Genomic DNA, 12,276 nt, shown 5'->3' with positions numbered 1-12,276 from the left:
AGATCGGCAAACAGGGAGCCGTGCGCGTTCCTTGATGGCCATCATCGTTGCCGTTTTCGCCATTTTCATCGCGCCGGCGCTTGCGTCGGCCGCGTGGTGGGCAAGCGTCGACCGGCCATCCTCCTGGCGCCAGGCGGACTGGTCGGCGAGCGGCATGCTGCCCGACGCATCGTCTAATTCCGAAGCTGCGATCTACATCATGGCGGCGCGGACCGGCGGCATGAAGGGTGCCTTTGCCACCCACAGCTGGATCGTCATCAAGCGCGCGGGCGAACGCTATCACCGATACGACAAGGTGGGCTGGGGCCGCCCGGTTCGCATGGACGGCTATCCGGCCGATGCACGCTGGTATTCCAACCTGCCGGAAATCGTCGGCAGCGTGCACGGCGCCGACGCGGAACGGCTCATCCCGAAGGTGGAAGCTGCCATAACAGCCTACCCGCACCAGGGCGCGAACGGCGATCGCGGTTACCGCATTTATCCGGGCCCGAATTCCAATTCATTCGTCGCCCACGTCCTGCGCGACGTGCCCGAGCTTGGCCTCGTGCTCCCGCCCAATGCGGTGGGTCGGGATTATCTCTCGGGCGGGCGGTTCTTCGCCGTCTCCGATGACGGTCTCGATGTGCACGCGACACTCTTCGGCCTCGCCGGCTTTTCGGCGGGGTGGCATAGCGGCTTCGAAGTGCACCTGATGGGCCTTGTCGCCGGCATCGACATCAAGCGCATCGGCATCAAGGTGCCGGCCTTCGGCCTCGTCTCGGTCTACTAGCGTTTCCAGGAGAAGTGGATACCGGTTCACCGTCCGGAAACGCGAAAGTGCCCTAACGCCCGACGGGTCGCATCAGCCCTGCAACCGAGAAACCCCCATCGACTGCCAGGACCTGGCCGTTGATGTAGCTCGCCTGGTCTGACAGCAGGAACAGAATGGCGGCCGCCACTTCTTCCGGCAGACCGTATCGGTGCTGCGGCACCCGTTCCGACCACCTTGCGCGGTCTTCCGCCGAATGGGTGTCGATCGTCGTTTCCGTGTTGATGGGCCCCGGCGCGACGCAATTGACGCGGATGCCGCTCGCCGCCAACTCCACCGCCATTGCCTGGCTCATGCTGATCAGACCTGCCTTCGACGCGCCATAGGCGACGCGGCCTGCATTGGCCCTCATGCCGGAAACGGCGCTGACATTGACGATTGAAAGCGTGTCGCCCATCCGGTCTAGCGCTGCGGCGGAGGTGATGAACGCGCCGACGAGATTGACGTCGAGGATCTGGCGGAAAAGCTCGGCGCTCGTTGCTTCGAAGGTCGCCACACGCAGAATGTTTGCGGCGTTCACCAATCCCGTGATCGGCCCGAATTCCTCGGTGGCGGCTTCGAAGGCCTCCGCGATCTCTTCCTCGTCAGTGACGTCCGCTCTCATGCAGAACACGTCTTCGCCTTCGAGTCTCTCTTCGGCCGCGGAGATGGCGGACCCGCCTGCATCGATGATCGTGACGCATGATCCGTCGTCGACCAGCGCCTGGACGGTCGCCAACCCTATTCCGGAAGCGCCGCCCGTGACGACGACATGACGCTCACCGCGCATCTGATGCCACCGCCCTGCATTCCTTGCCGCACGCGCCGCTCATGCCGATGCCTCCCCAAAGGTGGAAACGGCACTATGGCACGATCCCTGCCGCAAATGCACGAACAGGGATCAACCGGTTGGTATTATTCGAAGACGATCGCCGGGCCGCCCTTTGCGCTTTCTTTGCGCGCCAGATGGTTACCCCAGACCTTCTCGGCGATCTCGCCGTAAATCTTGGCGTGGGGGCCATCGGGAGCGGTAACCGTGACGGGCGTGCCCGCGTCCGACATCGCGCGAATGTCGATGTGCAGCGGCACGGCGCCGAGGAAGGGAATGCCGATCTTCTCGGCTTCCCGTTGCGCGCCGCCATGGCCGAAGATGTCGTGCGTCGAGCCGCAATCGGGGCAGACGAAATAGCTCATGTTCTCGACCAGCCCCAGCAGCGGCACGTCGACCTTCTTGAACATGTTCCAGCCCTTGCGGGCGTCGATCAGCGAAAGATCCTGTGGCGTCGACACGATGACCGCACCGGCCAACGGCACCTGCTGCGCCATGGTCAACTGCGCGTCGCCGGTACCGGGCGGCATGTCGACGATCAGCACGTCGAGTTCCCCCCAGGCAACCTCGCGCAGCATCTGCGTCAACGCCGAGATCACCATCGGCCCGCGCCAGATCATCGGCGTCTCTTCATCCACCAGGAAGCCGATCGACATGACCTTGAGGCCATAGGCTTCCATCGGTACCAGCGTGCGGCCATTGACCGTCTTAGGGCGGCCGCCGATGTGCAGCAGACGAGGCATCGACGGGCCGTAGATATCGGCATCGAGAATTCCGACCTTCAACCCAAGCCCTTTCAGGCCCAGCGCAAGATTGACGGCGGTCGTCGACTTGCCGACGCCACCCTTGCCGGAGGCGACCGCGATGATCGCGCCGATGCCTTCCACTTCCGACTTGGCGCGTGCGGGCGGATCACGGCGCGGCTCGCCGGGTCCGGTCGCTGCACTCGGAGGGGGTGCAGGCGCAGTGGAACTCGCCTTCTTTTCCGCGGTCAGCGCGACCATGGCGGAGGAGACGCCGGGGATCGTCTTCACGGCATCTTCTGCCGCCGTGCGGAGTGGCTCCAGTTCCTCGGCGCGTGCGGCCGGCACGCTGATCGAGAAGAAGACCTTTCCATCGGCGATGAAGACGTCGGAGACGAGGCCGAGATCCACGATGTTGCCCTGCCCGTCGGGGCCCGGCACCTGCTTCAATCGATCGAGTACGTCTTCTTTGCTCGGCGCTGCCATGGCGTTGGCCTTCCCATTTCGTTTGGGCCAGAGCTAATGACTTCCGTCCGCCGATCCAAGTGCCGAAGCCTTCTCTTTTGGTGGAAAGCTCAGGCCAAATTCGCCTTGCGGCGCGCTTCGCGCCGGCGCAGCACCTCGTAGGCGATCGCGCCGAGGATCGATGCTGTGATCATGATGAGCGCCAGGGCGTTGACCGCAGGCGTCAGGCCAGTGCGCACCTTGGTGGCGATATAGACCGTCAGCGGCGTATCGAAGCCGCGCACGAACAGCGTCGTGTTGTAGTTTTCGATCGACTGCAGAATGGCGAGAAACGCGGCGGCGATCAGCGCCGGCTTCAGGAACGGCAGAAGCACGCGGCGGAACACCATGAACTTCGATGCCCCGAGGCCAAGGGCCGCCTCCTCCTGGGTTCGATCGAACCGCTGCAGGCGGGCTGCGATCATCAACATCACATAGCAGATGATGTAGCTCGACTGGGCAACGACGATCAGGAACACGCCGCCACCGACGCCGAGCTGGCGCCACAGAACGAGCGTCGCAATGCCGATCACGACGCCGGGCGTGAGAAGCGGGGAAACCATCACGGCATAGAGCGGGCCGCGCGCACGCTGATGCAGACTGGTGAGCACCAGCGCCGCTGCCGTGCCGATCGGTAGCGATACGAGAACGACGAAGAATGCGATGACGATCGAGGTCCACAGCGACTGCCACATCGCAGCGTCTGCCCACAATTCGTTGAACCATTGCAGCGTCGTGCCCTGCCATGGCGTGACGGTCGGGAACCGGCTCTCGTTGAAGGTCGCCGCGCCCATGATGACCAGCGGCAGGAAGAGATAGGCGAAGAACGCCACGAAATAGAGCGCGAAGAGCGCGTTGCGGATCGCGTCGCTCGCCCTCATTTCGCAACATCCGTCAGATTGACGCGCGCAAGTTTCAGCGTGACCAGAACGACGACAAGACAGAGAATGAGCAGCACCAGCGCATATGCCGCGCCGCGGTTCCAGTTTCCGCCCTCGAAGAACCAGTTGTAGATGATCTGCGTGAACCAGCGGCTGCCGGGCGCGCCGAGCAGCGCCGGGGCGACGTAGGAGCCGGCCGCCAGCATGAAGGTGAAGACGCAGCCTGTCGCGATGCCTGCCTTCGCGTGCGGAATGACCACGCGGGCATGGATGCGCCAGGTGGATGCACCCAGATCCTTCGCCGCTTCGATCTGCGCTTTCTCGAGGCTCTCGATGGCGTTGTAGATCGGGAACAGCATGAAGAGGATGTAGGCGTAGACCATGCCGGCCAGCACGCCGGTATCGCCGAACCAGCGCACCGGCGCATCGATGATGCCGATTGCCAGCAGCATCTCGTTCAGCGGGCCGCGAAACGCGAGCAGGATGTACCAGGCGAGCGTGCGCAGCACCTCGTTGATCCAGAAGGGGATCGTCAGCGCCAGCAGCACCAGCGCGGTCTGGTTCGGTGTCGCGTTCTGCGCGAGCCAGTAGGCGATGGGGTAGCAGACCACGAAGGTGATGAAGGCGACGAGCGCGCTCGCCCAGATCGTCTTGAAGAAGATCGCGCGGTGCACATCCTCTCCGACGAGATAGAGAATGTTGTCGAGTGAATAGACGTCGTCCGCACCGCCGATGGCCGATGGCGGCAGGTTCGGCCGCAATGCATAGTCGATCATGGTAATGTTCGGCGCCAGCACCATGCCGGCCAGCCAGACCAGCACCAGCGCGGTGAAGACCGTGCCGAGCCCGCCGCCGAACCGCTTGAACACATCACCCATCGGCGAGCACCACGGCATGGTCTGGCGCAAACCCGAAGCTGGCCGTCTCGCCCGGCTTCGGCGCATTGGCAAAATCCAGGCTGCAGACGGAAGCAACCAGCGGCGCTTCATCGGGAAGGCGCGCGTGGATCAGCGCGAATGCCCCTTCGAAATCGAACCGATCGACGGTTGCAGTGACGGCATTATCGGCGGACGCCGCTTTCAGCGCTTCCGGCCGAACATAGAGACTGGCCTTGCTGCCGACGGCGAGCGCCGGCCCTGCCCTGCCGCGCATCGTGCCATGGGCAGTCTCGATTGTGGCCGTCTTGCCGTCGATGGCGCGGACCGTGCCGGGATAGGCGTTGGTCTCGCCGACGAACTTCGCCACGAACGGCGTCGCCGGGTTGTCGTAGAGATCGCGGGGCGCACCCACCTGTTGCAGGACGCCGGCGCTCATCACCGCCACACGATCGGACATGGCCAGCGCTTCCGACTGGTCATGGGTGATGTAGATGAAAGTGACGCCCGTGCGCTTCTGCAGCGCCCGCAGTTCGGCGCGCATGTGCTGGCGCAGTTTCAGGTCGAGCGCGGAAAGCGGTTCGTCGAGCAGCAGCACCTGCGGCTCCACAGCGAGCGCGCGTGCAATGGCGACGCGCTGACGCTGGCCGCCGGAGAGTTCACCCGGCATCCGGTCGCCATAACCTTCGAGAGCGATCAGCTTGAGAAGCTCGTCCGCCTTGCGGCGTCGATCGGCCTTGGACGCTCCGCGTGCCTCCAGGCCGAATGCGATATTTTCCCAGACAGGCATCAGCGGGAAGAGCGCGAGCGACTGGAAGATCATTGCGGTCGGGCGCTGATCGGGGCCAAGCCCCGCCATGTCCTTGCCGCCGATCAGGATCTTGCCCTCGGTCGGCTGGAGGAAGCCTGCGACCATGCGCAGGATCGTCGTCTTGCCGCAGCCGGATGGGCCGAGAATGGAGAAGAATTCGCCACCTTCCACCGTGAAGCTGACATCGCCGACGGCGCGGGTTTTGCCGAATGTCATGCCGACATCCTGCAGTTCGACCGAATGGGACATGAAGCCTCGAAGGTTGCCGAATTCCAGACATGAAGGATGAAGGGCCGGCCTTGGCCGACCCTTCGAGATCGTCAGATCAGGCCGACAGGAAGCGGTCCTGATACTCGTTGCGCTTTTCGACGAACCAGGTTTCCTGGATCGGCCACCACCACAGCTTCTCCAGTGCATCGCCCGGATAGGCGTTGGCGAAGAAGGCCTTGGCGTCGTCGGACGTCAGGTCGGCAGCGCCGACGGCGGTCGAGTTGATCGACGTGGCGTTGGTATACATGGCGCCTGCTTCCGGCGTCAGGAACCAGTTGATGAAGGCGTAGGCCTGGTCGAGGTTCTCGGCACCCGTCGGGATCGAAACGCCTTCCATCCAGGTCAGCGCGCCTTCCTTCGGAGCGAGGAAACCGACATTCAGGCCTTCCTTGGCGAGCGCGGCAGCCGTGGAATCCCACGTCTGGCCGACGGCGCAGCCATTGACGCGGAATGCGCCCTGAGCTTCGTTTTCATTCGTCCAGAACTGGGCGATGTTGGCCTTGCGGGCAGTCGCCTCCGCCAGGATCACGTCATAGATCGCAACCATGTTTTCTTCGGAGGCGAATGCGTCGCGCATCGGCATCGGCAGGCGACCTTCGGCTTCCAGCCAAAGGCCGAGACCGACGAGACCGGAATGCCCGCGCACGGTCGCAAGACCTTCGGCTTCCGGCTTCCAGATATCGCCGTAGGACGCTGCACCGTATTCCAGCGGCATCTGGTCGCGATCGAACGCCACGCCTTCGGTGCCCCAGTCGGTCGGGACCTGATAGCGCTCGCCTTCGATGACTGCGCCGAGCGTCTCGGAACTCGTCCAGGCGCTCGGCAGGCAGCGATCGACTTCGATCTTGGAAATGTCGAGCGGCTGTACGAGACCGAATTCCACGTAGTTCGGGACGCGGTCGACAGTCGGCCAGATGATGTCGAAGCCGGCACCGTCATTGGCGCGCAGCTGGTTCAACAGCTCGTCATTAGTGCCGTAAGGCGTGTAATTGGCCTGAATGCCAGTCGCTTCGGTGAATGCGGCAAGCATCTCGTCGTTGAGATAGCCGGCCCAGGCAAAAATGTTGACCGAGCCGGAGGAGCCTTGCGCAAAGCTTCGGCGCGAAACGAATGGCGAAGCCAGCGACAAGCCAGCCACCGATGCCGCGCCCGACAGGATGGTGCGGCGCTTGAAGAAGTTCATGGACGTCTCCCCTTTTGATCGTCGCGGGCAGGACTGACCGCGCGTTGCCGATATTCTTGATCCGTTACAATCAGATGACAAGGCCCATGACGTGTGACGGATTGATGAGATAGTGCTAAAGAATATACAGCGGAAAGAAAAGCGTCTCTCAGCTTACCCGGGTTAATCCATGTTATTGCACGATCGGACCATTGCTCGCGAATTGACTTCGTAAGCTGTCGCTTTAGGTGCTAAAGCCCGGACAAGCTGCCCGTCGGAAAAATTAAAGAATGCATGGCCATCACGATCCCGCCCTCGTCGCGCTCTCGATCCTGATCGCCATCGCGGCTTCCTACACGGCACTGGACCTGGCCGGGCGGCTGAGGGCCGCCGCCAGCAATCGCGCATCGATGGCATGGCTCGGCACGGCAGCACTCGCCATGGGCGGCGGCATCTGGTCGATGCACTTCATCGCGATGCTCGCGCTGTCGCTGCCCGGCATAGAAATTACCTACGACGCGGCTCTGACGCTCTTTTCGCTGGTTCTGGCCATCGGCGTAACAGGACTCGGCTTTGCGGTCGCACGGAATGTCGATGGCGGCGTTCGGCCACTTCTCGTCGCCGGTCTCCTCATGGGCGCCGGTATCCTGACGATGCACTACACGGGCATGGCCGCAATGCGCATGCCCATGGAGATGCATTACGATCCCGTCTGGGTCGGCATCTCAGTCGTCATCGCCATCGGGGCATCGATCGCGGCCCTTTGGCTTGCGCTCGTCGAGACACGCCCCATCCTGCGTTTTGGCGCAGCGCTGGCGATGGGAGCTGCCGTTTCAGGCATGCATTACGCTGGCATGCATGCGGCGCACTTCGTACCTTCCCCCGAGTCCGAGCAGGCTATCACGGGCTTCGGACTGGACCATGCCAATCTCGCCGTAGGCGTCGCCGTCATCACCTTCGTCATTCTGGCGTTGGCGCTCGCCGCCGCCATCGTCGATCGACGCCTTGCTCAGATGGCAGCGCAGGAAGCGCACCGGCTTCGCCGCAGCGAAGAACAGTTCCGCGCGCTTTACCGCCATACGCCTTTGCCGCTGCATTCTCTGTCCAGCAAAGGCATCATCCTGGAAGCAAGCGACGCTTGGCTGCAGCTTCTCGGTCAGAGCCGGAACGACGTGCACGGAGAACGTCTCACCTTCTTCATGGAGCCGGATTCAGCGCAGAAATTTCTCGATCACGATTGGCCGCTTCTGTTGCAAGGCCAGGCGATGGACGACGTGGAATATCGTTTCCGCACGAAGGACGGCGTGCCTATCGACGTTTTGATGTCGTCGCGCTTAGAAAGCGATGGCGACACCCTGTCGATCTCCGGCGGCCTGATCGACGTGACGGCCCGCAAGCGTGCGGAAGAAGCGTTGCGTCAGACGCAGAAAATGGAAGCGATCGGCAAGCTGTCCGGCGGCATCGCCCATGACTTCAACAATCTTCTGTCGGTGGTTCTCGGCAATCTCGAACTTCTCCAACGCCGCTACGCGCAGGACGATCGGGCGACGGCCCTGATCGAGAATGCGATGCAGGGCGCGCGGCGGGGCTCGGTGCTGACCCAGCACATGCTGTCCTTCGCGCGTCAGCAGATGCTGCAGGCCGAACCGGTCTCGGTGCCACATCTCTTCCAATCCATACGATCCACGCTGCAGCGCTCGCTTGGCCCGCAGATCCAGTTCGACACGAATTTCGATCCGCAGGGCGCGACGGCGCAGGTGGATGCGCACCAGCTCGAAATCAGCATCATCAATCTCGCCGTCAACGCAAAGGACGCCATGCCGGACGGCGGCACGGTCCGCTTTTCCGCCACACGCCGCCATCTGCAGAGCGGCAACGTCGACGGCCTGAGGCCCGGCGCCTACGTCCGTCTGGACATCGCCGATGATGGAATCGGCATGGACCCGCAGACGCTGGCACGGGCCCGCGATCCGTTTTTCACGACCAAAGGCCTCGAACGCGGCAGCGGGCTTGGCCTGTCCATGGTGCATGGCTTCGCAGAACAATCCGGCGGCGCCTTGGTGCTTCAAAGCGAATTCGGCACCGGCACGCTCGCGACGCTCTGGCTGCCGGCAGCCGACGAAGAGGTTGGCGCCGCCGATACAGCGATGCCGGCGCATCAGGAGATTTCGCGGCCGCTCAAGATCCTCGCCGTCGACGACGACTTCCTCGTCCTGATGAACACCGTTGATCTTCTGCAGGAACTCGGCCACGACGTCATGGAGGCTTCATCCGGCAGCATGGCGCTGGACATGTTGGAAAAGGACGCCGCCATCGAGTTGCTCGTGACCGACCACGCCATGCCCGGCATGACCGGAACTGAGCTCGCCCGCGCGATCCGCCAGCGCCGTCCTGATCTGCCCATCCTCGTGGTGACCGGCTACGCGGAAATTCCCGAAAACGAGCAGCTCAAACTGCCGATGCTCGGCAAGCCGTTCACGCACGACCAGCTGAGGGACGCGGTGACGAGCGCGCTCATGAAGGGGCCAGATCCCCAGGCCGCAGCGACGACGCTGACGTCTATCCACTAAAAAAATGACCGTGGGCCACTGAAATAGAAATGTCGGCGTCGCGCGCTCTGATCGGCGACTGATTGCGCTGCAGCTTGTTGAATCAGCGCCTGATGACGGTATCCATCGCCATTTCGCGACCATGCGAAACGGGATGAGACAGCCCGAAAAACTATGTGTCTAGCGGGCGATTTCTTAATGATTTAGCTGATAAGCATATTCAATTATGCTGCTTCGGAGACATCAGCTGGTCCTACAGCGCGATAAGCGAATGCGTCTGCTCGTTGCATTAGCGATCGCAACGGCATGGGTCGTCTGCAGTGCGCAGACGGCTCGCTCAAACCCATCTCCAGACGATTTCTACGTGCGCGACGATCGCGGTGGATATGTCGCCCTCTATGCGATCAAGGTGAAACAGTTGATCCGATCGGACCGCCAAGTCCGGTTTGTCGGTCGGTGTGATTCGGCCTGTACGCTCTACCTAGCCATTCCAGAAACACGCGCTTGCGTCGTCGAAAATGCCGTTTTCGGATTTCACCTTCCTCATGGGGGAAACCCAAAAGCCAATGAGGCAGTCGCCCAGATGATGCTGAGCTCCTACCCCAATTGGGTGCGTGATTGGATTTCGGATCACGGCGGACTGACGCAGCATCTGAAGTCCATGGGGTACGACTACGCCCGGCAATTTCTGCCAGATTGCCGGACGTTGTAGCGCGCTCAAGAAGCGCTTCCCCGCACCGCCGAGCTTTACCTTTCAGTCTCCATAACCTCCGCGACCACCACCATGGCCGCCGCCATGGCCACCATCATGACCGCCACCATAGCCTCCGCCGTGACCACCACCGTGGCCACCATCATCGCCACCACCGTGGCCACCATCATCGCCACCACCGTGGCCACCATCATCGCCACCACCGTGACCACCATCATCGCCACCCCCGTGGCCGCCGCCATGGCCTCCACCGTGACCACCACCATGGCCTCCATCATCGCCACCCCCGTGGCCGCCGCCATGGCCTCCGCCGTGACCACCACCGTGGCCGCCGTCATCGCCACCACCGTGACCACCACCATGGCCTCCATCATCGCCACCACCGTGACCACCACCATGGCCTCCATCATCGCCACCCCCGTGGCCGCCGCCATGGCCTCCGCCGTGACCACCACCGTGGCCGCCGTCGTCGCCACCACCGTGGCCGCCGTCACCATCACCATCACCGGGACCGTCGCCATCACCGGGACCGTCGCCACCCCCTGGGCCATCACCATCGCCTGGGCCGTCACCATCGCCAGGCCCGTCGCCATCTCCGTCGCCGGGACCTTCACCGTCCCCGCCGTCGTCACCGCCATCACCGGGGCCGCCGTCATCCCCGGGGCCGCCGTCCTCCCCGGGGCCGCCGTCATTCCCGCCGTCATTCCCGTTGCCGGGCTGGTCGGAATTTTCCCCACCATTCGCGTTCTCCGCTTGGGCAGTCGACGCGACGACGTTGCAGGGCGTTCTCGCTCGCCGATACTGATCGAGAAAGTCCTCCAGCATCGCTGATGAACCGCTATCGAGAGCGGCCTGGCAAGCCTGGTCCGCCGCCAGGCGCCACTCCGCCGTCGTAAACATCTGACTATGAGCAGCAATACTACTGCCCATCAGCACAACACCACCGAGCGCCGCAGCGCGTGCGAATTTAAGTCTGCCGATCGCCATTTTATCTGATCCTAATAATCGCCAAGCATAATTGCCTGATCGAGCCGCATGCATCATGTCGGTTTACCCCTCGGACTTTCATCAGAGGCGGGAAATACTTGAGCGTGCGGGGATCATCCCGTCAGACGGGCTTTTTATCGAGCATACAAGGTCGCGTTGTATTGGAGCACTTGGACGTAAGTGAATGGCGACCTTGAGGATCGGCAATCGACGACCTTGGTCTGATCGGAATGGTCACTTTTGCGGAATTTTGTCCGACGACCCCGTCTCGGAGTTGCGAAAGACCTGTTGCAGATCCGGCGCTGACAGCTGTCAGCATGGGTAGAGATGCAAGTGCCGGAGGCTTCTCGCCGCATAAGCGAAATTTGAACCTGATTGACGCGTTGAGTTCAACGCCGGCCTGTGGCCGTTGTCGTCAGGCAGCTGCGGGGTCAAACGTCCAGAAGCACCGATGACGTTCGCGCAAAGGCGCCAAAAAACGGGATCAAACAGGCGGGAAATGATGGTCGGAGTGGCAGGATTTGAACCTGCGACCCCCTCGTCCCGAACGAGGTGCGCTACCAGGCTGCGCTACACTCCGACATGGCCCGAAGGCCCGGTTTCACTAGCGATTTGGTCTGTTCGATGCAAGCCGGAAAATCACGGTTGGAGGAAATTCGGTGCATCTCGGCTGCTCATTCCATCGGTTTGCGCAGCATGAGCGCCGAGCGTTTGCATGTGGCGATCGATTCATCCTTCTGGTTGAACCCTTCATGCCAAAAAATCACAACCCCGCATTCCGGCCTGGAGCGGCTTTCGCGCATCTCGTGCACGGTCGAGCGCACATGCACAGTGTCGCCGTGGAAGAGCGGCCTTGGAAAACGCACCTCGTCCCATCCAAGGTTCGCAACCGTCGTGCCCAGGGTGGTGTCGCCCACCGAAATGCCCACGATCAGCCCCAGCGTGAACGCGCTGTTGACGATCCGTTGGCCGAATTCCGTCTGCGTCTGGCAATAGTGCTCATCGAGATGCAGTGCCGCAGGATTATGGGTCATCGCCGAGAACAGAACATTGTCCATCTCGGTGACAGTGCGACGGATCGCATGATCGAACGTCATGCCGACGCTGAATTGCTCGTAGAAAAGACCGGCCATGACGACCTCCATCATCCATTGTCGCCAACAGGC

The 12,276-nt window shown here is 62.5% G+C and carries 11 protein-coding genes and 1 tRNA gene; 4 read left to right on the top strand and 8 right to left on the bottom strand.

Annotation, left to right across the window (positions count from 1 at the left end):
• The first annotated feature begins 34 nt into the window (after positions 1 to 34).
• Positions 35 to 769: a DUF3750 domain-containing protein gene (locus GC125_RS08520; protein ID WP_151987700.1), complete on the top strand. Its 735-nt coding sequence runs from the start codon at positions 35 to 37 to the stop codon at positions 767 to 769.
• A 52-nt stretch (positions 770 to 821) separates the two neighbouring features.
• On the opposite strand, the gene GC125_RS08515 is transcribed toward GC125_RS08520, so the two are convergent.
• The 6 genes from GC125_RS08515 to GC125_RS08490 form a co-directional block, all read right to left on the bottom strand.
• Positions 822 to 1,577 carry an SDR family NAD(P)-dependent oxidoreductase gene (locus GC125_RS08515; protein WP_151985295.1) on the bottom strand — a complete coding sequence of 252 codons (756 nt, stop codon included), beginning with the start codon at positions 1,575 to 1,577 and terminating at the stop codon, positions 822 to 824.
• A gap of 125 nt (positions 1,578 to 1,702) precedes the next feature.
• Complete coding sequence (locus tag GC125_RS08510; protein ID WP_151985294.1) at positions 1,703 to 2,845, bottom strand: Mrp/NBP35 family ATP-binding protein; 1,143 nt, start codon at positions 2,843 to 2,845, stop codon at positions 1,703 to 1,705.
• An 89-nt stretch (positions 2,846 to 2,934) separates the two neighbouring features.
• Positions 2,935 to 3,744: an ABC transporter permease gene (locus tag GC125_RS08505; protein ID WP_151985293.1), complete on the bottom strand. Its 810-nt coding sequence runs from the start codon at positions 3,742 to 3,744 to the stop codon at positions 2,935 to 2,937.
• Positions 3,741 to 4,622: an ABC transporter permease gene (locus GC125_RS08500; protein ID WP_151985292.1), complete on the bottom strand. Its 882-nt coding sequence runs from the start codon at positions 4,620 to 4,622 to the stop codon at positions 3,741 to 3,743. Before GC125_RS08500 ends, GC125_RS08505 begins: the two co-directional genes overlap by 4 nt.
• Positions 4,615 to 5,679 (bottom strand): ABC transporter ATP-binding protein, encoded by a 1,065-nt coding sequence (locus tag GC125_RS08495; RefSeq protein WP_151985291.1) that lies wholly within the window; start codon positions 5,677 to 5,679, stop codon positions 4,615 to 4,617. Before GC125_RS08495 ends, GC125_RS08500 begins: the two co-directional genes overlap by 8 nt.
• A gap of 76 nt (positions 5,680 to 5,755) precedes the next feature.
• Positions 5,756 to 6,883 (bottom strand): extracellular solute-binding protein, encoded by a 1,128-nt coding sequence (locus GC125_RS08490; protein WP_151985290.1) that lies wholly within the window; start codon positions 6,881 to 6,883, stop codon positions 5,756 to 5,758.
• Positions 6,884 to 7,152: 269 nt separating this feature from the next.
• Between GC125_RS08490 and GC125_RS08485 the strand changes: the two genes are divergently transcribed.
• The 3 genes from GC125_RS08485 (at position 7,153) to GC125_RS19975 (ending at position 10,954) form a co-directional block, all read left to right on the top strand.
• Positions 7,153 to 9,432 (top strand): MHYT domain-containing protein, encoded by a 2,280-nt coding sequence (locus tag GC125_RS08485; RefSeq protein WP_151985289.1) that lies wholly within the window; start codon positions 7,153 to 7,155, stop codon positions 9,430 to 9,432.
• A 250-nt stretch (positions 9,433 to 9,682) separates the two neighbouring features.
• The gene (locus tag GC125_RS08480) at positions 9,683 to 10,123 is read left to right on the top strand and encodes a hypothetical protein (protein ID WP_151985288.1); all 441 of its coding nucleotides are present in this window, start codon (positions 9,683 to 9,685) and stop codon (positions 10,121 to 10,123) included.
• Positions 10,124 to 10,207: 84 nt separating this feature from the next.
• Positions 10,208 to 10,954 (top strand): hypothetical protein, encoded by a 747-nt coding sequence (locus GC125_RS19975; RefSeq protein WP_199864515.1) that lies wholly within the window; start codon positions 10,208 to 10,210, stop codon positions 10,952 to 10,954.
• A 659-nt stretch (positions 10,955 to 11,613) separates the two neighbouring features.
• Here the strand turns inward: GC125_RS19975 and GC125_RS08465 are convergent.
• Together GC125_RS08465 and GC125_RS08460 are read right to left on the bottom strand one after the other, a co-directional pair.
• Positions 11,614 to 11,690 (bottom strand) — tRNA-Pro (locus tag GC125_RS08465).
• A gap of 94 nt (positions 11,691 to 11,784) precedes the next feature.
• Positions 11,785 to 12,243, bottom strand: a complete 459-nt coding sequence (locus tag GC125_RS08460) for a MaoC family dehydratase (RefSeq protein WP_151985287.1) — start codon at positions 12,241 to 12,243, stop codon at positions 11,785 to 11,787.
• Between the last annotated feature and the right edge of the window lie 33 nt (positions 12,244 to 12,276).

The organism is Rhizobium sp. EC-SD404, from assembly GCF_902498825.1.
Lineage (GTDB): Bacteria > Pseudomonadota > Alphaproteobacteria > Rhizobiales > Rhizobiaceae > Georhizobium.
This window is presented reverse-complemented; position numbering and strand designations above follow the sequence as displayed.